Genomic DNA, 22,797 nt, shown 5'->3' with positions numbered 1-22,797 from the left:
ACCGATCGCTCCGGGAATGCCGTGAGTGCGCGGCTGACCAGGGCGCGGCCGAGGCCGGTGCGTCGGTGCTCGGGTCGACGAACAGGTCGATGACGAACATCGCGTCGATGACGTCATCCCACGGGGGTCCTCGACGGTCAGCACCGCTGCCAGGAGCACGCCGTCGTCGGCCTCGGCGAGCAAAGACCCCTCGTGGCTCCAGCGGCCGTAGTCACCGGACCAGCTGGCCCGAATGTCGTCGCTCGCCTCGACGTCCGTGCCCACCTCGCTGCTGGGGTAGGAGGCGGCGTACAGCTCACCGACGGCCTGGAGGTCGCCCTCAGCGATAGCGCGGACCGTTAGGTTGGCGCGAATATCGGTCAGTGGCTTACGGCGGGTGGTGGGGTGAGGGGCGAAGCGACGGTTAACTGGTTGCCTCAGGTATGCGGGCCGCCTACGTTCTGGCTATGAGTGAGACCGGTGTGGTCCTCGTGACCGGCGTGGGCCGCCTGCGGGGCATCGGCGCGGCCATCGCCCGTGGCCTGGCGCAGGACGGGTGGGACCTGGCGCTGTCCTACTGGCACGAGTACGACGACAGGCTGGGCTACCCCCACGGCGACGACGACCCGCTACGGCTCGCGGAGGAGCTGCGCGCCCTCGGGGTCCGGGTCGAGCTGATCCCCGGCGACCTGGCCGACCCGGAGGTGCCTGAGCAGCTCGTGCACGCGGTCCGCGAGCGGCTCGGAGAGGTCACCGCGCTCGTGATGTCGCACTGCGAGTCCGTGGACTCCGGCATTCTGGACACCACCGTCGACAGCTTCGACAGGCACTACGCGGTCAATGTCCGAGCCAGCTGGCTGCTCATCGCCGCCTTCGCCCCGGCAGAACGCCCCGGCGGCCCGGTCGTGGCGCTCACCAGCGACCACACGACATACAACCTGCCGTACGGCGCGACCAAGGGTGCCCTGGACCGGCTGGTGATCGCCGCGTGCCACGAGCTCGGCGACGCGCACATCCGGGCCAACCTCATCAACCCCGGCCCGATCGACACCGGATGGATGACCGACGGCATTCGCGCGTCAGGGATGGCAGCGACCCCCGGGGGCCGGCTCGCCGGGCCGGAGACCACCGCCGACCTCATCCGGTTCCTGCTGTCGGAGCGTGGGAGGTGGATCAACGGCCAGCTGCTCTACAGCAACGGCGGCTTCCGCACCCCGGCAGGTTGCCCCACCCGGGCTCACCCGGTCAATGAGTCCGACATCTCCTGCATCTGCTCGATCTCGGCCTGTTGAGCCGTGATGATCTGCTCCGCGAGGGCGGTGGCGTCGGGCTGCTGACCCTGCGCCACCTCCGTCTGGGCCATCTCGATCGCGCCCTGGTGGTGCTCGATCATCATCTGCAGCCACATGGCATCAAAGCCACCGCCCTGCATCTGCATCAGCGAGTCCATGTCCTCCTGGCTCATCATGCCGCCCATGTCCATCGACCCCATGGCGGAGCCGTCGGGGACCTCCTCGCCCCAGCTGGTCAGCCACTGGCTCATCGTCTCGATCTCCGGTGCCTGCGCCGCCTTGATCTGCTCGGCCAGCGCGGTGAGGGTCGTGTCGTCCGCGGCGAGCGCCATGTCTGCCATCTGGATGGCCTGGTAGTGGTGCGGGATCATCTCCGTGGCGAAGGTGACATCCGCCTCGTTGTGGGCCGCGGCTACCTGGGTCTGCGTCGTCGCGGCCTCGTCGGCAGCGCTCGATTCCGGTGCGGACGGGGTGACGGCGTCCTCCTCGCTGCTGCAGGCGGCGAGGGTGAGGACCGCGACCAGCGCGAGTCCGGACAGAGTGGACGTGCGTGTGTTGCGCTTCATGATGTGTGTCCTTCGGGTCGTGCCGGATGTGGGGAGCGGTGTGCGGCCACGACATACATGTGGTCCGCGTCAGGCGCTCCTCAGACCCGCATCACGCACAGCCGATCGAGGGAGGGTGTCGGCGGAGACCACGCCCGCGCCGCTGGATCGAACCGCGCGGACCGATGCCGGCGGGCTCGGTTCTTCGGGGTCGAGCGAGGTGTCGGGCAGCTGAGGGCGAGCACCGCACTCAACGCTCCGAGGACGGCCAGACAGCCGCCGAGCCATCGCTGATGCGCAGGGGAGCCACCACCGTCGTGCACCGGTGGATCGGTCGCAGACATGTCGGTCATCGCCGTCGAGGCGCTCGGCGCTGCTGAGGAAGGGTGGGAGATGTCGGGGCTGTGCATCGAGCTGATCCCCAGCACGAAGAGCAGCACAGCCAGGACGCGCAGCGCCACGAGCGGCCGCGTGCTCTGCATCGTCCCGCCCCCTTCGAGTGCCGGTGTCCCCTCAGGACCAAAGGTACCCCCTGCGGGTATGTCGCTCAGACCCGGGTCAGGTGGTCTCGGTCCGGGGCTTACGCCACAGACGCGCCGCGACGACCCCGGCCACAGTGAGCACGATCAACGCGGTCACTGCCGCGACGATCGGCCAGGAGCTCAGGTCGGTCGCATAGGCGCCGAGGGCCACGTAGGCCACGGTGCCCGGCAGGATGCCGACCGCTGTGCCCAGCAGGTAGGCCCGGTAGGGCAGCCCGGTGAGCCCGGCCGAGTAGTTGATCGCGGTGAACGGCAGTACCGGCACCAGGCGCACGGCGATCACGGAGAGCAGGCCGTGCCGGGCCAGTGCCTCGTCGACGCGGGCCACCCGGGCGCCGGTCATCTGCTCGACGGCCTCCCGGCCGAGGGCGCGGCCGATCACGAACGCGGCCATGGCGCCCAGCATGGCGGCACCCCAGACCAGGAGCAGCCCCAGCGCCATCCCGAACAGCAGCCCGCCCAGGATGCCCAGGAGGTTCTTGGGCACGGGGAACAGCGTGATGACGGCATACAGCAGGACGAACGCCGCCGGCGCCGCGGGACCGGCAGCGTCCACCCACCCCTCGATCTGGTCCCGGTGCGGCAGCCCGCCGACGGCTGCGACACTCACCACAAGGACCAGCAGCACGACGAAGGACACCAGCCGCACCAGCGCGCGGCGGCTCACCGGAGACGACCTCGTCGCCGGTCGTGCGTTGGATGCACCGGGCACCCGTGCAGTCTGCCCCTTCCTGCTGAACGGGTCGGTGACGGCGCACACACCACGCCCCGTCTCATCGGTGCGGCGGGGTCAGCGAGTCTCGTGAGCCAGCGCGAGCAGGTCGGCGTCGCAGCCCGGCCGGCCCATCAGCATCGCCCCGACCGGCAGACCGCTGCTCGGGGCAGGCACGGACAGCGCCGGCACCCCGGCCAGGTTGGCCACGACGGTCCAGCAGTCGGTGTAGGGCGCAGCCAACGGGTCGGCCAGCTCCTCGGGGGTGATCTCACCGTCCAGCAGCGGCGCGGTGGTCGGCATCGTCGGCGAGACCAGGACCTCGTGGCGCACGAGGGCGCTGATGACCTGGTCGCGCACCCGGCGCTGCACCTGCGCCGCCCCGGCCAGCGCCGCGGAGTCGTGATCGCGCAGCCGGCGACCGTAGTCGTAGCGCCGGACCAGCTCCTCTCCGGCCCGCCCGGAGCGCACCCACGGCTCGAGCCAGTCCAGTGCCGCCACGGACGTCAACCGCATGTATGCCGAGAGCGCTCGGTGTGCCTCCGGCACCGAGACTCGGCAGACCTCGACGCCGTGGTCGCGCAGCCTGTCCAGCCAGGCTTCGAAGGAGCCCAGCACGTCGGGCCGGTTGCGGCCGGTGACCAGCTCCTCCACGACGGCGACGCGGGTCGGCACGGTGCGCGAGCTGCTGAACAGGGACTCGCTGGTGCCGGGCGTGCGCTCTGCCGGGCTCCCGGCCCCGTCGCCCGCCAGCACGGCGAGCAAGCAGCGTGCGTCGGCCACGGTGCGGGCGAGCGGCCCGACCCGGTCCAGCCGGGGCGCGAACGGCACCACCCCGGTCATCGGCACCAGGTCGGGGGAGGGGGCCATCCCGACCACGCCGCACTGCGAGGCGGGCTCGCGGATCGAGCCGCCGGTGTCGGTCCCGACGGCCATCGGGACCAGACCTGCGGCCAACGCGGCCGCACAACCGCCGGAGCTGCCCCCCGGGCTGCGGCGGCGGTCGACCGGGTTGCGCGTGAGCCCGTAGGCGGAGGTCTGGGTCGAGGCGCCCATCGCCAGCTCGTCCATGTTGGCCCGGCCCACCAGGATCGCCCCCTGCTCCCGCAGGCGGTCGACGACCGTCGCGTCGGCGATGGCCGCGACCCCGTCGTGGGCTCGTGACCCGCTCGTGGTCGCCTGGCCGTGCACGTCGATGTTGTCCTTGACCACGAAGGGCACCCCGGCCAGTGCCCCGGCCGGCGCCGACGGGGAACGGCGCAAGCGCTCGTCCAGCTGCGCGGCCGCATCGAACGCCTGATCGACGTCGACCAGCGTCAGGGCGTTCAGGGCGCCGTTGAGCTCGCCGATCCGGATCAGGTGGGCCGTGGTCACCTCCCGCGCGCTGACCTTCCGCGCCTGCACCAGGCGCGCGAGATCGACCGCCGAGAACTCCGTGAGATCGGTCGGCGCACGAAGATCACCACGGTGGACGCGATCCGACTCGGCGGACACCATGAGCACAGCGTGGCACCAAGTTGTTGCAACGCGGTAACAAGCGTGTGGCGTGCCCTGGGCGTCGGGTGGGACCCTCGGCGATCCGGAGGGAACTCGTGCCTCAGGCCGTGGCGAACCGCCCGAGCACCTGCTCGGCCCGGATGCCGCCCAGGTGCTCCGCGAAGATCCGCTGGTAGCCCAGCTCCTCGCGGCTGCGCGCCGGCGGGAGTCCCGGCATACCGATGTCCTCCCAGGCCTGGTCCGGGACCAGCCGCGCGGCCTGCCGGGCCATCACGTCGGCCGTGCCCGACCCGTCACCGAACTGCTCCTTGCGGCGCCACAAGATGTCGCCCGGCAGCCACCCCTCGAACGCCTCACGCAGCAGGGCCTTCTCCTGCGCCTGCTCGTGCCCGTCGTCGCCCAGCAGCTTCCACTCCATCGGGATGCGCTGGGCCACGGCGAGCATGTCGCGGGACAGGAAGGGCACCCGCGCCTCCAGCCCGTGGGCCATCGTGACCCGGTCGCAGCGCTGCAGGTTGAGGTGGTGCAACGCGTCGACCCCGTCAGCCAGTGCGTCTCGAAGTGCGGCCACGTCGAGGGAGCGCAGGTGGTGGTAGCCGGCGAACAGCTCGTCGGCGCCCTCGCCGGTGAGAACGACCTTGAGGTGCCGGGCCGCAAGCTCGGCGAGGAGGTAGTTGGGCACGGCGCTGCGCACCAACGAGGGCTCGTAGCTCTCGGTCGCGCAGACCACCGCGGGCAGGGCGTCGATCACGTCGTCGTCGGCGTAGACCCGCTCGTGGTGCTCCAGGCCGAGGTATGCCGCGACGCGCCGGGCCGCGGCCAGGTCGGCACTGCCTTCGGTGCCGGCGGCGAACGAGCGCACCACGGTGCCGGGGGCGGCCAGCCGGGCCAGGATCGCGGCGATGATGCTGGAGTCCAGCCCACCGGAGAGGAACACCCCGACCGGCACGTCGGCCATCATTCGCTCGCGCACCCCGGCCACCAGGGTCTCCCGAATCGCCGTCCGGGCCTCCTCCCGCTCCGCGAACTCCGGTGCCGGGGGCCCGTCGAGGCCGAGGGGGTCGGTGCGAAGGTCGACGAACGGGTGCAGCCCGGCCCGCGGGGTCCAGTGGTGCCCGGGCGGGAACTCCTCCACCTGCGCGCGCAGCTCGGCCGGGAACGCCGCCAGCTCCGAGGCCGCCAGCACTCGGTCGTCGTGCCGCGCCCAGTAGAGCGGCTTGACCCCCAGCGGGTCACGGGCCAGCACGACGTCGCCGTCGCGGGTGGCCGTGCAGAAGGCGTACATGCCGCGCATGTCGTGGATGCCGTCGGTGCCGCGCCGGTCGATGACGTGCAGCACCACTTCGGAGTCGGAGTCGGTGACGAATGTCCCGCCGAGCTCGACGCGCAGACTCCCGTGGTTGTAGATCTCACTGTTGGCCACGACCCAACGGTCCCCATGCGGGCTGTGCAGCGGCTGCTCGCCGCCGTCCAGGTCCACGATCGACAGGCGGGTGTGCCCCAGCCAGGTGGGCCCGACTTGGCGGGTGCCGGAGCCGTCTGGCCCGCGGTGGTGCAGCCGGGTGAGCATGTCCTCCCCGATGCGTGCCCCGGCCCGCAGCCGGTCGTGGTCGGGTCGGAGGTCGTGCACGGCCGCGATCCCGCACATGGGAGCCACATCCTCTGGGGAAGTCGGGCCTCCATCGTAGGCCGGTCGTCGGTCAAGCTGCCGAGTGAAGCGGCCTGCTCGCACGCCACCTCGGTGCGGCTCGCCCTCGCTGCGGTGACAGGGCATCGCCGCAGGCGCAGAACATCGCGCTGTAGCGCGATGTTGTGCAGGTCGGCCGATTGTCTGCCGGTTGCGCGAGGGTCAAGGACTCCCGCCGCTACCCGCAAAAGTACCCGGGTGGGGTATGCAGCCGCACAGCGGCCGTGAGGTCGGCGGACGGCCCGGCGCGAGCGACCGCGCCCGGCCTGGCAGAGTTGGCGCCGTGGCTCCCGCGATCGCAGACATCGCCGTCATCGGCGGCACCGGCTTCTACTCCTTCCTCGACGACCCGCACGAGCACCGGGTCGACACGCCCTACGGCGACCCGTCCGGGCCGATCTCCGTCGGCACCGTCGCGGGTCGCAGCGTGGCCTTCGTGCCCCGGCACGGCCCCCACCACGACCACCCGCCGCACGCCATCAACTACCGCGCCAACGCCTGGGCCCTGCGCAGCCTGGGGGTCCGGCAGGTCCTCGCCCCGTGTGCCGTCGGCGGCCTGGGCTCGGGCGTCTCCCCGGGTGACGTGGTCGTGCCCGACCAGCTCGTCGACCGCACCTTCCGCCGGGTCGGCTCCTTCGTCGAGCAGGGCGCCTGCCACCTGCCGTTCGCCGACCCCTACTGCCGCGGTGTCGGGGAGGCCGTCCTGGGCGCGGGCTCCGACCTGGTCGACGGGGGCACCATGGTCGTGATCGAAGGCCCGCGGTTCTCCACCCGGGCCGAGTCACGGCACTACGCGGCGCAGGGCTGGAGCCTGGTCAACATGACGGGGGCCCCGGAGGCGGCGCTGGCCCGGGAGATGCGCCAGTGCTACGCCGCGATCGCGCTGGTCACCGACATGGACGCCGGCGCCAAGTCCGGTGCGGGGGTGAGTCAGGAGGAGGTGTTCGCCCTGTTCAAAAGCAACCTGGAGCGACTCACCGGGCTGCTCGCCGACGCCATCGCCGGTCTGCCCGACCCTGACGGGTGCACCTGCTCGACCTGGGCCGACGGCGTCGAGCTGACCTACGACATACCTGGTCCGGCATGAGGGTGCTGCTGACCGGCTCGGCCGGCTTCATCGGCAGCGAGATCGGGCGGCAGCTCGATGCCGCCGGCGACGAGGTGGTCCGGGTGGACCTGATGCTGCCGCAGGCGCATGGCGCGGCGAGCCCGCCGGAGGGCACCCACCAGCTCGACGTCCGGGACAGCGCGGCCGTGGCCGACGGGGCCGTCGGTCCGCAGTGGGCGTCGCTGCTGCACGGCATCGACGCCGTGTGCCACCAGGCCGCGGTGGTCGGTGCTGGGGTGCGGGTGGCCGATCTGCCCGCCTATGCCGCGCACAACGACCTGGGCACCGCCGCGCTGCTGGCCGCGATGCACCAGAGCGGTGTCGACCGGCTGGTGCTGGCCTCCTCGATGGTGGTCTACGGCGAGGGCCGCTACGCCTGCCCGGAGCATGAGGAGCAGGTCCCGCCGCCGCGCACCGTCACGGCGCTGCAGGGTGGGGACTTCGACAACCACTGCCCGGTATGCGGATCCGCTCTGGACTGGCAGCTCGTCCCGGAGTCGGCGGTGCTGGACCCGCGCAGCAGCTATGCGGCCGCCAAGCTCGCCCAGGAGCACTACACCTCCGCGTGGGTGCGGCAGGCGGGCGCGTCGGCGGTGGCGCTGCGCTACCACAACGTCTACGGACCGGGTATGCCGCGGGACACCCCGTACAGCGGGGTGGCGGCGATGTTCCGCTCGTCGCTGGAGCGTGGCCAGGCCCCGCAGGTCTACGAGGACGGGGCGCAGATGCGCGACTTCGTGCACGTGTCGGACGTGGCCGCGGCAAATGTGCTCGCGCTGCGAGCGGTGGTCGAGGGCCCGGGGGAGTCCTTCGCGGCCTACAACGTGTGCTCGGGTCAGCCGGTGGGCATCGCCGACGTGGCCCGGAAGGTGGCCCAGGGCAGCGCGCACGACCTCGCTCCCGAGATCACCGGCGGCTACCGGCTGGGCGACGTGCGACACATCGTGGCTTCACCGCAGCGCGCTCGAGCGGAGCTCGGCTTCACCGCGCAGGTCTCGCCCGAGCAGGGGTTGCGCGAGTTCGCCACGGCGCCGTTGCGCGCCTGAGCCCGGGGCGGCTGCTCCGGGTGCGGCTCACCAGCTGGTGTAGAGCAGCGTCTCGATCACCAGCGCCGTCAGGATCTGCAGGCCGAGGCCGGGGCGGCGCCACGCCGGCGGCAGCAGCGCCAGCGACACCGTCAGCCACGGGATGAACGGCAACCAGATGCGCTCCACCTCCGCACGGCTCATCCCGGACAGGTCGGCCGCGGCGATCATCAGCAGCCCGGCGCCGGCGAGCAGCAGGACCACCCGGTCCACGCGCCACTGCCGCACCCCTGCGATGAGCATCGCCACGCCGGAACCCAGCAACAGTCCACCCGAGAGCAGCAGGGCGCCCAGGTTGCCCCAGAGCCAGTAAGCGCCGGGACGCTGCGAGGCGATGCCGTCCCAGTAGCGCTCGACGAGCACCGGGTAGGCCTCCCACCAGGCGAAGCCGTAGGCCGCGAAGACCAGGACGACGCACAGCGCCGCGGCTGCGGCGATCGGCAACGGCCACCACGAGCCCCGGGCCGCGATCAGCACCGCGAGCGCCAGGATGCCCAGCAGCGGCATGCCGTAGGACATCATCACGCAGGCGCCCAGCAGCAAGCCGGCCACGATGCCCGACGTGACCAGTCGGCCACGGCTGCGAGCGGTAGCGGCGACCGCGAGCGCCGCCATGCCCCAGGCCGCGGTGGCGGCGAAGAGCGCGTCGGCCGAGATGCACAAAAAGATGGCCGCGGGCGTCAGCACCAGGAACGGGGCAGCCCTGCGGGCCGCGTCCTCGGCGCCCAGGGTGCGCAGGGTCACCAGCACCCCCACGCTCGTGCTGGCCGCCAGGACCGTGGTCACGAGTCCCATCGACCACGAGGTCTCCAAGCCCAGCCGTGCCAGCCCGACGTAGAACAGCAGCGTCCCCGGGGGATGTCCGGCGACATGGGTCACCCAGTTGTCCGGGTGGGCGTAGGGGATCCGGGAGATGTACTCCTGCAGCATCTGCGGCACGTCGTCCGTCGCCAGCGCGGTGTCGAGGTACTCCACCCGGTTGGCCAGCACGTGGGCGATGCCGCTCCGGCCGTCGGTGAGGGCCAGCGACAACATCCAGGCCAGGGCGACCAGGTAGGAGGTGAGCAGCAGCCAGCGCCACGGGAGCCGGGCGGCCAGCGGCACGGCATACCGCCAGGCGAGCAACCCGATGACCAGGGCGGGCAGGGTCCCCGGCCCGAACCACTGCGGGTCCCAGAAGCCGTGCAGCGGCTCGACCGTGCCGAAGGCCTCCGGGTCCTTGCGCGCGTAGACCTGCCAGTCCAGGAGCTTGGGCACGGTCAGGGAGGCCACGACCAGCGCGGTGGCTACCGCGAGCCCGACCCATGGTGCCGGCTGCCTGCGCCCTGTCATCTTGCGCGCCTGCGTCCCCGTCGCGGTCATGGGCCCACGCTAGGCGACGGGCGAGGAGTACGGGCACCGCCTGGCCCAGGGCTCGCGGTAGGCGTAGCCCGACCGGGAGGCTTGGGCCGAGTATCTTCTGGGGGTGACCATCGCCTGTTGTGACCGCCACTCGTGGGTCTGACCTCCCACCAGTCGACCGCCCGCCCAGCGAAGGGGGGCCCCGCGACCGACCGCGCCGACCGGTTGCCGTCGGCCCTGGTGCGACGGGTCGATCTGCTGGTCGACCTCGCCGTCGGGGTTCTGGCCTCCTGGACGCTCGTCTATCACGTGTGCCTCGTGGCCGGGCTCGACGTCATCTGGGCGCTCGTCCTGGAGGCCCTGGCTCTGGCCGGGTGGGCGGCACTGGCGCTGTTCGCGCGTCGCGAGCCCGATGATCAGGACGCGTCCGTGGCCAGTGAGGGAGCCCGACCGGTCCGTGCCCCGCGCTCCGGCGTCGAGACCCGACTGCTGGTCGGCACCGCGCTGGCTTCGGTTGGTGCAGCGGTCACGATGGCCACGTATGTGGTGTGGCCGGTGGTCGTGTCGTTGTGGCTGCTGGCCGGCCTGGGCGCCGCGACGCTCGCCTGGTCACGGCCTGTAGGGGGTGTCGACGAGCACTCCGGGCGCCGGCGAGGCGACCGGTCGGAGGGCGCTTGGGCGGCGCTGGTCTGGGGTGTCGCTCTGGCCGCGCTGTCCCTGTTCACCCTGCGCTCCAACCCCGACGACCTGTTCTACGTGAACCTCTCGCAGTGGGTCGTGGACCAGGGCACGTTTGCGGTGAGGGACACGATCTTCTCCGACCAGGCCTTCCCGATGACCAACTTTCCGCCGATGGCGTCCTACGACGCGCTCGTCGGCACGCTGGCGCGGCAGCTCGGGGTTGACGCAGCGTCCGTGGCCTATCTCGTCGTCCCGCCGGTAGCGACGTTCCTGGCCGTGCTCGCCCTGTGGCGGTTGCTGCGCGCCTGGGGGGTGCGGCCGGTCTGGTTGGCCCTCTCGCTCGCTCTGACCTTCCTGCTGTTCGATGCTGTCCCGGGCTACGCCGCCCCCGGCGACCTGTTCCTGACCCGGATGTGGCAGGGCAAGGTGATCCTGCTCTGTGTCATGGTGCCGGTGCTGTTGGTCTACGCCCTCCGCTATGTGCAGCGGCCGACCCGGGGACGGGCGGGCTGGTTGCTGGCCGGCGGCGTGGCCGCGGTCGGCCTGAGCACGACGGCGATGTTCTTGGTCCCGCTGCTCGCTCTGGCGGGGGCGGCCCCGCTGCTGCGGACCCGTCGCTGGGCCGCTCTCGGCGGGTTCGCGGCGATGGCGGCCTACCCCGTCGCAGCGGGGGCCGTCACCGTCGCGACGGGGGGACGCTCCGCGGACGACTTCGAGTCCCGGAAGCTCTATCGATTCGAGCCGTCGTGGTTCGGTCACGAGATCTTCTCCGACGGTGTGCTGGCGCTGGTCGGGGTGTCCGGCGTCCTGCTGGCCACGCTGCTCATCCCGCACCGTGCCGCCCGGTTGACCTCGGCCCTCCTGGTCGTGGCCACCGGGATCACGTTCGTGCCCGGAGTCACCCACCTCGCCTACGATCTTGTGGGGCTCGGTCCCACGCTGTGGCGGGTGTCCTGGGTGTGCTCGGTGGGCGCCTCGGTCGGGGTGTTGGGCGCTGCACTGGCCACCCGGCCGCCGGCGCGCCTGGTCCGGGTGCTGGCCCCGCTCGCGATGGTCCTCGCCCTGGTCCTGGGCGGTCAGCCCATCTGGTCCTCCGGCGCCGGTGTGGACCTGGTCAACCCCCCGCACTGGCAGCGCCCAGCCCCCACGGTCGTCGTTGCCGAGGAGGTGACTGCGGCTCTCGAGCCCGGAGACGTCGTCCTGGCCGCACCGTACCTGGGCATCACCGTCGCCGTGATGACCACCCGGGTCAAGACGGTTGCCCCACGCAGGTACTACATGGACCCCCTGCGCGCGATCCCCGAGTTCCACTACGCCGAACGTGACATTCTGATGGACTTCGTGGACCCACCGCCAGAGGGTCGTCCCGACCCCGACGCCGTGGAGCGGGCTCTAGACATCGTGGACGTGACCATGGTGTGCCTGCCTTCCAGCGAGCGCATCCGGCTGGGCTTCCTGTCTGGGCTCGGGTTCACCCCGGCCCTGGCCACGAGGGGGTGGGTGTGTGTCCGCCGCTGACCCGCGGACCGGCTCGCGACACGCCTTGAAGGGCAAGGTGCTGCGCTACGGCGCTTCTTCCGTGGTGGCCACAATGTGCAGCGAGGTCACCTTCCTGCTGCTCTACGGCGTCGCAGACACGTCCACCACGGTGGCCTCGCTGCTGGCTTGGTTGGCCGGGGCCGGCCCCAACTACTGGATGAACCGGAGCTGGGCCTGGGGTCGCCGTGGTCGGCCGAGCCTGCGGCACGAGGTGCTGCCCTACGTGGCAATCATCCTGGTGACCCTGGGTCTGGCCGTTGGCGCCACCGGCGCGGCGAGTTCGGCGCTACACTCCACGGACGTGTCCGACCTGGCCCGGACAGTCCTCGTGGGGGGGGTGTTCTTGCTGGTGTATGTTCTGGTCTTCATCCTTCGCTTCTTGCTCTTCGACCGCCTGTTCGCCACCCGGACCTCGGGCCCTCCCGACCGGGAGCCCTGACCCGGCCCTCACTAGGAGGCACCGTGACCGAGCCCACCACCGGCGACTCGTCAACCGGCGATTCCGGGACTGGCGCGTTCGTCCAGGCCACCGGTCGCACGCTGGAGGACTCCTCGGGGCGCCACCAGCGCCGCTACCGTGCCTTCCAGTTCGGCCTCATCGCCCAGCACTGCGGCCGAAGCGTCCTCGAGGTCGGGGCCGGACTCGGCGAGTTCGCCAGCCAGTTCGAGGACCTCGACCGGCTCGTCGTCACCGACGTCGACCCCGCCGCGGTCGCCGCGATGGCCGACCGCTTCCGCGACCGTCCCGAGGTCGAGGCCCGGCAGCTGGACCTCGCAGGGCACGTCGAGGTCGTGGGCGACCCGGTCTCGACGGTGGTCGCGGTCAACGTCCTCGAGCACATCGAGGAGGACAGCGCCGCACTCAGGTCACTGGCCACCCTGGTCGAGCCCGGTGGCTCGATCGTGCTCTGGGTCCCGGGCTACATGCAGCTCTACGGTGACTTCGACCGGGCGGTCGGCCACGTCCGCCGCTACACCCCGAGCACCCTGCGACAGGCCATCCTCGGGGCGGGACTGACCTGTCCGGAGGTCCGCCCGGTCAACATGCTGGGAGCGCTCGCCTGGTGGGCTGCCGTGCGACGCGGCGGGGTGAAGGCACCGAACCCCTGGATGCACCAGATCTACGACACGATGCTCGTGCCCACCACTCGTCTGCTGGAGCGGCGGCTGCGGCCACCGTTCGGTCAGTCGGTGCTGGCGGTCGCCTCGGTTCCCGCAGCGCCCAGCTCTCGCTGACTCCCGCCACCTCCACCGCGCAGGATGGTCCAGCCCAGCGAGGCAGCCGCCGGGACCAGGGCCAGGGCGGGCAGCTGGTATCGCCACACGAACTGTGCACCGACGGCGGGGGCGGCCAGCAATAGCAGCCCGGCCAGCAGCAGCACACACACCACCGCCCTGGCCTGGAGCGCGTCCCGTCGCGCGGCGCGGCCGATGCCCAGGGTCGCGCCCAGCGCCACCACCACCGCGCCGAGCAGCAGCGGCCCGGGCAGGTATACCACCCACGCATAGACCACGAGCCCGTCCGCGAAGGGTTGCACCGATTGCAGCTGACGGCCCCCGTGGGCCGCGTAGGCCGGTCCCGTCCAGTCGGTGGGCTGCACGGTGACGAAGTGTTTGAACCGCCACTTGTAGGCGGTGTCGTAGGAGAACCGGTTGCCCCGCCAGACGTCGAAGTTCAAGGAGAAGTCCCGGACCACGGTCCGGGTGTAGTCCAGCGGTTGCGCCCGGATCGCCGCGATGGCGAACTCGCGCATCGCCTGGTCGGTCGTGACACCCGCCGGAGGTCGGAGCATCGGGAGGGTCTGGGGGTCGTGGAAGGCGTAGTAGGTTGAGTCCTGTCGCTGCGCGACGGGTTCGCGGGGGCACAGCACGCGCTGATACTCCTGGACGGAGATCTGATCGCACTCCACGAACGACGCGGAACGCACGTAGAGCGCCTTGCCCGTGAACTCCGCGAGGGTGAAGACCCCTCGCTCCTCGTGGTACCACGTCATGTACGTCGTCACCGGCACCGCGAAGCCGACCCCGACCAGGATGATGGCGGCGACCCGGCGGCGCCACCCCGGCCCGGCCAGCAGCACGCACCCGATCACCGCCACCACCACGAGCGGCTCGCCGACCAACCGGACCGTGGCGGCCAGACCCAGGGCGAGCCCCGCGGCCAACGCGTTGAACAGTCGCATCCGCCGATGCCAACAGAGCAGGCACAGCGCACCGAACACCAACACCTCGAACAGCACGTCGGACAACACCGCGTGCTCGAGGCTCAGCTGCATGGTGTCGAGCAGGACCGGCAGAGCGGCGACGGTGGATACCCGTGGCCCGACCCCCCAGCGGCGCAAGAAGACGTAGAGGAGCACCGCGAGTGCCAGTCCCAGGACATGCTGGACCAGCGCCACCAGCAGGACGTCGGGGGTGACCAGGGAGGCCGGTAGGAGCAGCAGCAGCACGTAGCCGAGCGGACGATCGGGGGCGGGCACGAGGTTCTCGAGCGCGGCGAGGTAGGTGGGCGCGTCGCTGTGCACGAAGGCCGGCACGAAGGCGACCTGCACCCACACCCGCACCAGGACACCGAGTGCCAACGCGACGAGAAAGGGCCGGTGGTCGCCGAGCAGCGACGCGGACGGCCCGACGCCCCCCTCCGGTGGTGCCGTCGGGCTGGAGGCGGACAGGGCGGTCACGCCCGGCTGTGTCGGGATAGGCCTGGGCGGGGACGGGACGCCAGAGCGAGCGCCCGCTCGTCCATCGGGGACGGACAGCCCTCGCGCCACCAGGTGCCCAGCACGACCCGGGCGTAGCGCGAGCCGTAGACCGCGTTGCCTCCCTTCTTGGACGCCCCGGTCGTTCGGACACGCATTCGTCCGGGCACCTCTTGGACGCGGAAGCCGTGCGAGAGCACTCCGATGAGGAGCTCCGAGGACTGGTACTGCGGCTGGTTGAGGGTGATGTCCTGCGTGATAGCGGCACGCATCGCCCGCAGCCCGAAGGAGGTGTCGGTCGACCACTGACCGGTCAGGCCGCTGACCGTCCAGGCGAAGACGTGCACCCCGAGCCGGCGGACTCGGTCGCGGGTCTCCTGACCTCCGAGGCGTCGCGAGCCGGTGACGAAGTCCGCCGTGCCGTCCAGGACGGGGGTCAGGACCCCCTCGAAGTCGGCCGGGTCGTACTGGCCGTCCGCGTCGGTGGTGATGATGTACTCCGCCCCGTGCTCGCGGGCAATCCGGTAGCCGAGCCGCAGCGCCGCTCCCTGCCCGCGGTTGACGCCTGGGGCCACCAAGCGGGGCCGGGGATGCGCCTGGACGGTCTGGGCGGTCTCATCGCTGCTCCCGTCGTCGATCACCAGCACGTCGACGTCGAGCCCGGCTACCGTGGCGGGCAGTTCGTCGAGGACGGCCCGCAGGGCGGTGCCCTCGTTGTAGGCCGCGATGACCACGGTCACGGGCGCGAGGACCAGGTCGCCGTACCGATCCCGAAAACGAGCAGAGGCGGCGGCGTCGTGCTCGTCGACCTGGGGACGGTCCGTAGCCCGCCCCCGCCGACCGCGCAGCAACGCGGTGGCCCCCATCGCTCCGGCGACCGGCCACAGCGCGAGGGCCAGCGCCTCACCCGAGGTTCCGCCCCCGCCCCGGAGCGCACCGGCGACGCCCGCCACGAGGGGCACCAGCAGCGTCACGCCGCAGAGCATCCGTATGCCGGAACCGCGGGCTCGGCCCACCCCGAGGGCTGCCGCCGCGGCCAGCAGCGCACCCAGCACCAGGAATCCGGACACGACGGGGCCAAGACCGTCCCCGCCGAAGCGCGACCAGGCAGCGGACAGCGCCGCCACCGCAACCAGCAGCGTGGCACCGGCCGGGGCGAGAGCCCGCGACGCGCGCCAGGCGAGCACGAGCAGAGCTCCGGCGACGAGGAGCACGAGGAGCAGCTCGCGGAACGGGGCTGGGCCCCCGCGCAGGATCACGGGGCTCAGCACGGCCGGGATCGCAGCCACCGCGCACAACCAGGGCCAGACTCCCCACCGGGCGGTCAGCACCTGGAGGGCAGCAGCGGTGGCTACGGCGATCAGGACGGCGACGACGGACACGCCCGCTACGAGACCGACGAACAGTCCGAGGACCAGCACCACCAAGGAGGGCAGGTGTCGGACCATCTGCATCGGCGACAGAGGCACCGGCCTCAGTCCTGCGGGATGTCGGGTGCGAACTCCACCCAGGCTTCCCGCATGCCCTCGACGAGCGAGGCCCCCGGCTCGAACCCGCGGGCGCGGGCACGGGCGATGTCCACGACCACGGCCGGCATCTCGCCCGGCTTGGCGGGCACATGGCGGGTCCTGATGGGCCGGTCGGTGGCGTCTCGGGCCGCTTGCGTGATCGCGTTGACGGTGTAGGAGCGACTGCCGCCGATGATCACCGGGCCCGAGGGCCAGTCGGCGACGGCCAGGCTCGCCGCCCGGGCCACGTCACCGACGAAGACCAGGTCGCGGCGCTGTTCTCCGTCGCCATAGATCTGGACCTCGCCGCCCTCCGCGGCCGCGCGCATCAGCCGCGGCACGAAGCTGTCCTTGTGGCTCATGCCGCCGCCGTAGACGTTGGTCAGTCGCAGCACCGGGCAGCGCATCCCGAAGGAACCGGCATACCCTGACAGCAGCATCTCGGCGGCTGCTTTCGTCCCTCCGTACGGTGTCAGCGGTGCGAGGGGCATCGTCTCCACGATGGTGTCCTGGCCGACGTCACCGATGACGGCGTTGGTGGAGGCGAACACGAACGTCCCGACACCCGCGACTCGGGCCGCTTCGAGCAGGCCCGCGGTCATCTCGACATTGGTGGCGTGCACGTCTGCGGGCTGCTGCACGGACCTCAGGACGGAGGTGAACGCCGCCAGGTGCACCACAGCGTCGAGGTCCGAGGTGATCGCTCGCTCCCGGACCTCGGGGTCGCACAGGTCACCCTCGATCGTGGGCACCTCCCCGTCGGCGAAGACGTCCAGGTCCGCCACCACGGCGTCGTGGCCAGCGCCGTGCAGGGCGGCCACCACGTGACGACCGATGAAGCCGGACCCACCGGTCACGAGGACCCGCAGCGGGCCGGTCACTGATGGATCCCGCACTCGGTCTTGCCGGTGCCGGCCCACCGGCCGCCGCGCGGGTCCTCGCCGGGGGCGACCCGGCGGGTGCAGGGCCAGCAGCCGATGGAGGGGTAGCCGTCGTGCTGCAGCGGGTTCACGGGCACGCCGAACTCGCGGATGTAGTGCTCGACGTCCTGCGCGCTCCACCGGGCCAGCGGGGAGAACTTGACCTTGCGCTTGGTCCGGTCCCAACCGACCACCGGGACGTCAGCGCGGTCATGAGTCTCGTCGCGTCGCAGACCGGTCGCCCAGGCGTCGTATCCGGCGAGCTGATCCTCCAGTGGCCTCACCTTGCGCAACGCGCAGCACAGGTCGGGGTCACGGGCGAACAGGTCCTTGCCGTATGCCGCATCCTGCTCAGCGACCGTCTGGTCCGCGGTCACGGTGACGACGTTGACCGAGAGGGTGGCCGCAACCGTGTCACGGGTCTCGATCGTCTCGGCGAAGTGGTAGCCGGTGTCGAGGAAGACCACGTCGATGTCGGTGGCCACGGTGGAAGCCAGGTGGGCAAGCACGGCGTCGTTCATCGAGGAGGTGATCGCCAAGCGTCGACCGAAGGTGGCCACCGCCCACATGATGATGTCCTGGGCAGGGGCGGACTCCAGCGCGGCCCCGCCGTGACGCACCAGCCGGCGCAGCTCGGTCTCGGAGCGACCCCCGGTCCCGGCGGCCATGGGCAGCCGGGCCGCCCCGGTGCCCGCCGTCGTCATCAAGGCCCCGCTTGCAGCCGGGGCCTGCCCGCCGCGCTCATCGGGTCATCCGCCGACATACTCCGACCCCTGGGCCACGTGGCTGGCAGCGTTGGCCGAGGCTCGCCAGTTGACGCCGGGCGTCAGCGCGTTCCGGTCCACCCGGTCACGGTGCTGGTCGATGATGTCGAACATCGAGGTCAGCAGAGTGTCCGAGAGCAGGTGCGGGGACAGGCCGAGGTCCTCCAGCGCGGTGTGCACGACGGAGAAGTGGTGGTCCTCGATCTCGACCCTCGGGTTTTCCAGATGCACGATCGAGGACGCGCCAGGGAAGCTGTTGGTCACCGTCTTGGCCATCTCCGTCAGCGACATCGTCTCCGTGGTCTGGTTGAAGACCCGGAACTCACCCGCCGCGGCCGGACTCTGACAGGCCAGGCGCACGCACTCCACGGTGTCGCGGATGTCGATGATGGCCCGGGTCTGCGACCCGCCGCCATACACCGTCAGCGGCAGGCCCAGCACTGCCTGGATCGCGAAGCGGTTGAGCACCGTCCCGAACACGGCGTCGTAGTCGAACCGGGTCACCAACCGCGGGTCGGCCGCGGTCTGCTCTGTCTCCTGACCGTAGACGACGCCTTGGTTGAGGTCAGTGACCCGAAGGCCCCAGATCCGGCATCCGAACTCGAGGTTGTGTGAGTCGTGCACCTTCGAGAGGTGGTAGAAGGAGCCCGGCCGCTTCGGGAACAGCACCCGGTCGCTTCGGCCCTTGTGAGTGATGTCGAGCCATCCCTCTTCGATGTCGATGTTCGGGGTGCCGTACTCCCCCATCGTCCCGAGCTTCACGATGTGGATGTCGCGGTCGATCTCGCCGACGGCGTACATCAGGTTCAGGGTCCCCACGACGTTGTTCATCTGGGTGTACACCGCATGCTTGCGGTCGATCATGGAGTAGGGCGCAGCCCGCTGCTCCGCGAAGTGCACGATCGTGTCCGGCTCGAAGTCGCGGATCGTCGCATAGAGGAAGTCCGAGTCGACCAAGTCACCGTAGTAGGACGAGATCGAGTCACCACCACGGTCGTGCCACACCGCCAACCGGGTCGCCAGCGTCTCGATCGGCACCAGCGATCCAGATCCCAGCTCGTGGTCGTAAGCCCGCCGGACCATGTTGTCGACCACGCCGACCTGGTGCCCGTTCGCCGAGAGGTACATCGCAGTGGGCCAGCCGAGGTAGCCGTCACCACCCAGAACGAGGATGCGCATAAACCGTTGCCTTCCCGTTGTCGGCCCCATCTGGCCCGTTGTCGGCCCCATCTGGGCCGTGTGGGACAGTAGACCATCGATGGATAGGCCCTCGCGAGGCGGAGAGCTCGAGGTCCCTGGGGGTCAGGGTCAGTGCGGACCGGTGGTACACAGTAGGTCGACCCTGACCACAGCCGACGCCACCGCCGCGTCATACATTGGTAATGCAGAATTTCCACCATATTCCGGTTACCTTGAACTCCATGACGGTGTGTGACCTCATCCTTCCCTGCCGTAACGAGGGCCCCGCACTCCTCACGCTGCTGCCCCGAGTGCCGGCCGAGTTCGCACCCATCGTGGTCGACAACGGATCCACCGACGACACGGCCGTCGTGGCCCAGCGGCTCGGCGCGCGCGTCGTCGTCGAGCAGCAGGCGGGCTACGGCGCCGCCGTGCACGCTGGCCTGCTCGTCGCAACACACGACTATGTCGCCTTCATGGACGGGGACGGCTCCTTCGACCCCGACGATCTGATCCCCATGCTGGCCGGGGTGAGCGACGGCGACGCCGACCTGGCAGTCGGGCGGCGTCGCCCCAGCCGGCGCAGCGTCTGGCCCTGGCACGCCCGGCTGGGCAACGCCCTGATCGTGGCCTGGCTGCGTCACCGGATCGGGATGGCCGCCCATGACATCGCGCCGATCCGGGTATGCCGTCGGGAGGCGCTGCTCGACCTGGACGTGCAGGACCGTCGGTTCGGCTATCCGGGGGAGCTGCTGCAGAAGGCCACGACCGCTGGGTGGCGTCTTGCGGAGCGTGACGTACCCTACGGTCCGCGGGCCAAGGGGACCCGCTCCAAGGTGTCCGGGTCGGTGGTCGGCACGGCTCGCACCGCTCGCGACTTCTGGAAGGTGCTGGGGTGAGAGTCCTCGTGATGGCCAAGGCACCGGTGCCCGGGCTGGCCAAGACCCGGCTTGCCGCGACGGTCGGCGACGCGATGGCTGCCGATCTCGCCGCAGCCGGTCTGCTCGACACGATCGAGGCCTGCCGCGCCACCACCGACGACTGCGTGGTCGCGGTGGCTGGTCATCTCGACGACGCCTGCCGGGCCGAGGAGATCCGAGTCGCGTTGACTGGCTGGACCGTGTTGCGCCAGCGCGGGGAGGGGTTCGCCGACCGGTTGGCCAACGCCCACCTCGACGCCGGGTCCGGGCCGCTGCTGCAGATCGGCACCGACACGCCACAGGTGACTTCGCAGCACCTGCACGCCGCCGCGGCAGCGCTCGCCGACCACGACACGGTGCTCGGACCCGCCGCGGATGGCGGCTGGTGGGTGCTGGGCCGGCACGAAGCCGATCAGGCCGACGTGCTGCGGGGCGTCCCGATGTCCACCTCGACCACTTGCGAGGACACCCGGGCCGCACTGGTCGCCCAAGGTCTCGACGTCGCGCTGGTCGACGTGTTGCGTGACGTCGACACCGCTGAGGACAGTGAGCTGGTGGCCGCAGCCGCCCCCCGGACCCGCTTTGGCCGGGCCTGGGCCAGGTCAGGGGCGCCGGCATGACCGACATCTCCTTCACCCAGCTGTTCTCCCAGGCCCTGCAAGGCAATCTCTGTCACATCGTGGGCATCGAGGACCGCCCGGTCCCGCTCCCGGTCGAGGAGTGGACTCGCGACGCCGACGAGGCGGACCATGCGCTGCTGGGGCTGTGCCGCGGGAGGACCCTGGACATCGGCTGCGGGCCCGGGCGCCTCACCCTGGCGCTGAGTGCCCACGGCGAGGAGGTGCTCGGCATCGACATCGTCCGCGAGGCGGTGTCGATGACCCGCTCCCGCGGTGGCGCGGCGATGCTGCGCGACGTCTTCGACCCCAGACTCGGTGACGGCCGGTGGGGGACTGCGCTGCTGGCCGACGGCAACATCGGCATCGGGGGTGACCCGATCGGCCTGCTCCGCCGGGCCGGCGAGCTGATCACACCCGGCGGACGGGTGGTGGTCGAGGTGCAGCCTCCGGGCGCAGCCCTGCGCACCATGTGGGCCACGCTGCAGTGCGGTGACGCGATCAGCAGGCCGTTCCGGTGGTCGATCGTCGGTGTCGACGACATCGGCGGGGTCGCCGCCCAAGCGGGTCTGGTGTTGACCCGGAAGGAGCCGGTAGGCTCCCGTTGGGGCGTCGTCCTTCAGCACGGCTGAGCGGGCGCGGCGCAGGGATCGCCGACAAGGGAGCACGGATGAGCCTGCGAGCACCCGCACCCGAGCAGTTCACCTCCCGGTTGCGCAGCCCGCACGTGGCCGCCCGGGTCGGGCTCTGGCTGGGCATCGCCTTTGCCATCTGTTTCGTCACCGGTCTGATCAGCCACTACGCGCAGGAGCCCGACCAGCCGATCCCGTTCCCGACCAGCCCGGTCTGGGGCTACCGGATCACCCAGGGGCTACACGTGATCAGCGGCACTGCGGCGATCCCGCTGTTGCTGGTCAAGCTGTGGACGGTCTACCCCAACCTGTTCGCCCGGCCACCGCTCGGCGATCTGCGCCGGATGGTCCTCAACGGGCTCGAGCGGGTCTCGATCGCGGTCCTGGTCGCTGCCGGCATCTTCTTGCTGACGACCGGCCTGCTCAACACCACGCACTGGTATCCGTGGAACTTCTCCTTCCGCAGCAGTCACTACGCTCTCGCCTGGATCGGCATCGGCGCGCTGATCGTGCACATTGCGGTCAAGCTGCCGGTCATCCGCGACGTGCTGCTCGGTGACGTCGACGACGACACGCACGACCGACCGAGCGCCGTCGACCAAGGCGCGCTGTCGCGCCGAGGTCTGCTGCGCTCCACCTGGATCGCCACGGGTGTCGCGGTGCTGGCCACCGCCGGGGCCACGGTGCCTCGCTGCGCAAGGTCTCGGTCCTCGGGGTGCGCTCGGGGGAGGGGCCCGGGGGGGTGCCGATCAACAAGTCGGCGCAGTCGGCCCGGATCACCGATGACATGGTCGGCTCCGACTACCGGCTGACGGTGGTCGTCGACGGGGTCGAGACTACCTTCAGCCGCGACGATCTGATCGGTATGCCGCAGCGCACCGAGACCCTGCCGATCGCCTGCGTGGAAGGGTGGAGCGCCAGCGGCGAGTGGACCGGTGTCCGGCTGCGCGACCTGCTCGATCGGGTCCAGGCGCCCCCGGGAGCCGACCTCCGAGTGCGGTCCCTGCAGCCCTCCGGGCCGTTCCGCAACACCACGCTGCAGGCCAACTTCGTCGACGACGACCGCACCCTGCTCGCGATGCAGCTGGCCGGGGAGGACCTCGACCTCGACCACGGCTACCCCTGCCGGCTGATCGCCCCCAACCGGCCCGGGGTGCTGCAGACCAAGTGGCTGGCGCGGCTGGAGGTGCAGGCATGAGAGTGGTGCTCGGGGCGCTCGGAGTCCTTGCCGGACTGTGGGGCGTCTGGTTGATCCTGGGCAGCGCCGACCTGAGCGATCTGGTCAACCTGACGATCTGGCTGGGCGGTGGCATCATCGCGCACGACGTCGGGGTGGCCGCAGTGAGCCTGGTGCTCGCCGCGGTGGGCGCGCGTTTCCTGCCTGAAGCTTCGCGGAAGCCGGCGGCCGCCGGGCTGGTCGTGCTGGGCACGATCACCGTCGTGGCGATCCCGTTCCTCGGCCGGTTCGGCGCGCGTGCCAGCAACCCAACCCTGCTGGACCGCAACTACGTCGGGGGTTACCTGGCGATCGCCGCGCTGGTCCTCATCTG

General features: G+C 71.2%; 23 protein-coding genes. 12 read left to right on the top strand and 11 right to left on the bottom strand.

Annotation, left to right across the window (positions count from 1 at the left end; all coding sequences use genetic code 11):
* Positions 1 to 446: 446 nt before the first annotated feature.
* Positions 447 to 1,271 carry an SDR family oxidoreductase gene (locus tag ACR2FV_RS13110; RefSeq protein WP_434016140.1) on the top strand — a complete coding sequence of 275 codons (825 nt, stop codon included), beginning with the start codon at positions 447 to 449 and terminating at the stop codon, positions 1,269 to 1,271.
* On the opposite strand, the gene ACR2FV_RS13105 is transcribed toward ACR2FV_RS13110, so the two are convergent.
* The 5 genes from ACR2FV_RS13105 to asnB form a co-directional block, all read right to left on the bottom strand.
* Positions 1,217 to 1,837, bottom strand: a complete 621-nt coding sequence (locus ACR2FV_RS13105; protein ID WP_434016139.1) for a DUF305 domain-containing protein — start codon at positions 1,835 to 1,837, stop codon at positions 1,217 to 1,219. The two genes, ACR2FV_RS13110 and ACR2FV_RS13105, sit on opposite strands and share 55 nt — an antisense overlap.
* A gap of 80 nt (positions 1,838 to 1,917) precedes the next feature.
* Positions 1,918 to 2,298 carry a DUF6153 family protein gene (locus tag ACR2FV_RS13100; RefSeq protein ID WP_434016138.1) on the bottom strand — a complete coding sequence of 127 codons (381 nt, stop codon included), beginning with the start codon at positions 2,296 to 2,298 and terminating at the stop codon, positions 1,918 to 1,920.
* A gap of 76 nt (positions 2,299 to 2,374) precedes the next feature.
* Entirely contained in the window at positions 2,375 to 3,025 is a 651-nt protein-coding gene (locus tag ACR2FV_RS13095) for a TVP38/TMEM64 family protein (RefSeq protein ID WP_434016137.1), read from the bottom strand.
* A 123-nt stretch (positions 3,026 to 3,148) separates the two neighbouring features.
* On the bottom strand, positions 3,149 to 4,567 hold the full coding sequence (locus ACR2FV_RS13090) for an amidase (protein ID WP_434016136.1): 1,419 nt from the start codon (positions 4,565 to 4,567) through the stop codon (positions 3,149 to 3,151).
* A gap of 100 nt (positions 4,568 to 4,667) precedes the next feature.
* A complete protein-coding gene (asnB, locus tag ACR2FV_RS13085) occupies positions 4,668 to 6,215 on the bottom strand; it encodes an asparagine synthase (glutamine-hydrolyzing) (RefSeq protein ID WP_434016135.1) in 1,548 nt (515 codons plus the stop codon).
* 322 nt (positions 6,216 to 6,537) lie between these two features.
* Here asnB and ACR2FV_RS13080 point away from each other — a divergent pair, with 322 nt between their 5' ends.
* A complete protein-coding gene (locus tag ACR2FV_RS13080) occupies positions 6,538 to 7,341 on the top strand; it encodes an S-methyl-5'-thioadenosine phosphorylase (RefSeq protein ID WP_434016134.1) in 804 nt (267 codons plus the stop codon).
* A complete protein-coding gene (locus ACR2FV_RS13075) occupies positions 7,338 to 8,408 on the top strand; it encodes an NAD-dependent epimerase/dehydratase family protein (protein WP_434016133.1) in 1,071 nt (356 codons plus the stop codon). The genes ACR2FV_RS13080 and ACR2FV_RS13075 overlap by 4 nt, the downstream gene beginning before the upstream one ends.
* Before the next feature lie 27 nt (positions 8,409 to 8,435).
* Here the strand turns inward: ACR2FV_RS13075 and ACR2FV_RS13070 are convergent, their stop codons facing one another.
* Positions 8,436 to 9,809: a hypothetical protein gene (locus ACR2FV_RS13070; RefSeq protein WP_434016132.1), complete on the bottom strand. Its 1,374-nt coding sequence runs from the start codon at positions 9,807 to 9,809 to the stop codon at positions 8,436 to 8,438.
* Between the two features lie 132 nt (positions 9,810 to 9,941).
* Between ACR2FV_RS13070 and ACR2FV_RS13065 the strand changes: the two genes are divergently transcribed.
* Genes ACR2FV_RS13065 through ACR2FV_RS13055 form a run of 3 tightly spaced genes read left to right on the top strand, consistent with a single transcriptional unit; the run spans position 9,942 to position 13,244 of the window.
* The gene (locus tag ACR2FV_RS13065) at positions 9,942 to 11,987 is read left to right on the top strand and encodes a DUF6077 domain-containing protein (RefSeq protein WP_434016131.1); all 2,046 of its coding nucleotides are present in this window, start codon (positions 9,942 to 9,944) and stop codon (positions 11,985 to 11,987) included.
* A complete protein-coding gene (locus ACR2FV_RS13060; RefSeq protein ID WP_434016130.1) occupies positions 11,974 to 12,447 on the top strand; it encodes a GtrA family protein in 474 nt (157 codons plus the stop codon). Before ACR2FV_RS13065 ends, ACR2FV_RS13060 begins: the two co-directional genes overlap by 14 nt.
* 23 nt (positions 12,448 to 12,470) lie before the next feature.
* Positions 12,471 to 13,244, top strand: a complete 774-nt coding sequence (locus tag ACR2FV_RS13055) for a class I SAM-dependent methyltransferase (RefSeq protein ID WP_434016129.1) — start codon at positions 12,471 to 12,473, stop codon at positions 13,242 to 13,244.
* On the opposite strand, the gene ACR2FV_RS13050 is transcribed toward ACR2FV_RS13055, so the two are convergent.
* Genes ACR2FV_RS13050 through ACR2FV_RS13030 form a run of 5 tightly spaced genes read right to left on the bottom strand, consistent with a single transcriptional unit; the run spans position 13,193 to position 19,078 of the window.
* Positions 13,193 to 14,689: a hypothetical protein gene (locus ACR2FV_RS13050; protein ID WP_434016128.1), complete on the bottom strand. Its 1,497-nt coding sequence runs from the start codon at positions 14,687 to 14,689 to the stop codon at positions 13,193 to 13,195. The two genes, ACR2FV_RS13055 and ACR2FV_RS13050, sit on opposite strands and share 52 nt — an antisense overlap.
* Complete coding sequence (locus tag ACR2FV_RS13045) at positions 14,686 to 16,176, bottom strand: glycosyltransferase family 2 protein (protein ID WP_434016127.1); 1,491 nt, start codon at positions 16,174 to 16,176, stop codon at positions 14,686 to 14,688. Before ACR2FV_RS13045 ends, ACR2FV_RS13050 begins: the two co-directional genes overlap by 4 nt.
* Positions 16,177 to 16,181: 5 nt before the next feature.
* The gene (locus tag ACR2FV_RS13040) at positions 16,182 to 17,096 is read right to left on the bottom strand and encodes an NAD-dependent epimerase/dehydratase family protein (RefSeq protein ID WP_434016126.1); all 915 of its coding nucleotides are present in this window, start codon (positions 17,094 to 17,096) and stop codon (positions 16,182 to 16,184) included.
* Positions 17,093 to 17,839 (bottom strand): phosphoadenylyl-sulfate reductase, encoded by a 747-nt coding sequence (locus ACR2FV_RS13035; protein ID WP_434016125.1) that lies wholly within the window; start codon positions 17,837 to 17,839, stop codon positions 17,093 to 17,095. Before ACR2FV_RS13035 ends, ACR2FV_RS13040 begins: the two co-directional genes overlap by 4 nt.
* 45 nt (positions 17,840 to 17,884) lie before the next feature.
* Positions 17,885 to 19,078 carry an NAD-dependent epimerase/dehydratase family protein gene (locus ACR2FV_RS13030; RefSeq protein WP_434016124.1) on the bottom strand — a complete coding sequence of 398 codons (1,194 nt, stop codon included), beginning with the start codon at positions 19,076 to 19,078 and terminating at the stop codon, positions 17,885 to 17,887.
* 242 nt (positions 19,079 to 19,320) lie between these two features.
* Between ACR2FV_RS13030 and ACR2FV_RS13025 the strand changes: the two genes are divergently transcribed.
* The 6 genes from ACR2FV_RS13025 to ACR2FV_RS13000 all read left to right on the top strand — a co-directional run.
* A complete protein-coding gene (locus tag ACR2FV_RS13025) occupies positions 19,321 to 19,977 on the top strand; it encodes a glycosyltransferase family 2 protein (RefSeq protein ID WP_434016123.1) in 657 nt (218 codons plus the stop codon).
* The gene (locus ACR2FV_RS13020; protein WP_434016122.1) at positions 19,974 to 20,618 is read left to right on the top strand and encodes a TIGR04282 family arsenosugar biosynthesis glycosyltransferase; all 645 of its coding nucleotides are present in this window, start codon (positions 19,974 to 19,976) and stop codon (positions 20,616 to 20,618) included. The genes ACR2FV_RS13025 and ACR2FV_RS13020 overlap by 4 nt, the downstream gene beginning before the upstream one ends.
* A complete protein-coding gene (locus tag ACR2FV_RS13015; protein WP_434016121.1) occupies positions 20,615 to 21,247 on the top strand; it encodes a methyltransferase domain-containing protein in 633 nt (210 codons plus the stop codon). Before ACR2FV_RS13020 ends, ACR2FV_RS13015 begins: the two co-directional genes overlap by 4 nt.
* Positions 21,248 to 21,285: 38 nt before the next feature.
* The gene (locus ACR2FV_RS13010) at positions 21,286 to 22,059 is read left to right on the top strand and encodes a hypothetical protein (RefSeq protein WP_434016120.1); all 774 of its coding nucleotides are present in this window, start codon (positions 21,286 to 21,288) and stop codon (positions 22,057 to 22,059) included.
* Positions 21,990 to 22,445, top strand: coding sequence for a molybdopterin-dependent oxidoreductase (locus tag ACR2FV_RS13005; RefSeq protein ID WP_434016119.1), 456 nt, complete (start codon positions 21,990 to 21,992; stop codon positions 22,443 to 22,445). The genes ACR2FV_RS13010 and ACR2FV_RS13005 overlap by 70 nt, the downstream gene beginning before the upstream one ends.
* A partial coding sequence (locus ACR2FV_RS13000; RefSeq protein ID WP_434016118.1) for a hypothetical protein occupies positions 22,442 to 22,797 on the top strand: 356 nt, incomplete at its 3' end. The genes ACR2FV_RS13005 and ACR2FV_RS13000, both read left to right, overlap by 4 nt.

Origin of the sequence: Ornithinimicrobium sp., assembly GCF_051004135.1 — a bacterium.
Lineage (GTDB): Bacteria > Actinomycetota > Actinomycetes > Actinomycetales > Dermatophilaceae > Ornithinicoccus.
The sequence above is the reverse complement of the archived record's forward strand: the minus strand, read 5'-3'. Positions and strand labels throughout refer to the sequence as shown.

What these genes read in the sequence shown, in the direction of transcription:
- ACR2FV_RS13105 (WP_434016139.1), bottom strand. Translation starts at nt 1,837, where the DNA reads ATGAAGCGCAACACACGCACGTCCACTCTGTCCGGACTCGCGCTGGTC.
- asnB (WP_434016135.1), bottom strand. Translation starts at nt 6,215, where the DNA reads ATGTGCGGGATCGCGGCCGTGCACGACCTCCGACCCGACCACGACCGG.
- ACR2FV_RS13070 (WP_434016132.1), bottom strand. Translation starts at nt 9,809, where the DNA reads ATGACCGCGACGGGGACGCAGGCGCGCAAGATGACAGGGCGCAGGCAG.
- ACR2FV_RS13075 (WP_434016133.1), top strand. Translation starts at nt 7,338, where the DNA reads ATGAGGGTGCTGCTGACCGGCTCGGCCGGCTTCATCGGCAGCGAGATC.
- ACR2FV_RS13030 (WP_434016124.1), bottom strand. Translation starts at nt 19,078, where the DNA reads ATGCGCATCCTCGTTCTGGGTGGTGACGGCTACCTCGGCTGGCCCACT.
- ACR2FV_RS13100 (WP_434016138.1), bottom strand. Translation starts at nt 2,298, where the DNA reads ATGCAGAGCACGCGGCCGCTCGTGGCGCTGCGCGTCCTGGCTGTGCTG.
- ACR2FV_RS13015 (WP_434016121.1), top strand. Translation starts at nt 20,615, where the DNA reads ATGACCGACATCTCCTTCACCCAGCTGTTCTCCCAGGCCCTGCAAGGC.
- ACR2FV_RS13110 (WP_434016140.1), top strand. Translation starts at nt 447, where the DNA reads ATGAGTGAGACCGGTGTGGTCCTCGTGACCGGCGTGGGCCGCCTGCGG.
- ACR2FV_RS13010 (WP_434016120.1), top strand. Translation starts at nt 21,286, where the DNA reads ATGAGCCTGCGAGCACCCGCACCCGAGCAGTTCACCTCCCGGTTGCGC.
- ACR2FV_RS13035 (WP_434016125.1), bottom strand. Translation starts at nt 17,839, where the DNA reads ATGACGACGGCGGGCACCGGGGCGGCCCGGCTGCCCATGGCCGCCGGG.
- ACR2FV_RS13025 (WP_434016123.1), top strand. Translation starts at nt 19,321, where the DNA reads ATGACGGTGTGTGACCTCATCCTTCCCTGCCGTAACGAGGGCCCCGCA.
- ACR2FV_RS13090 (WP_434016136.1), bottom strand. Translation starts at nt 4,567, where the DNA reads ATGGTGTCCGCCGAGTCGGATCGCGTCCACCGTGGTGATCTTCGTGCG.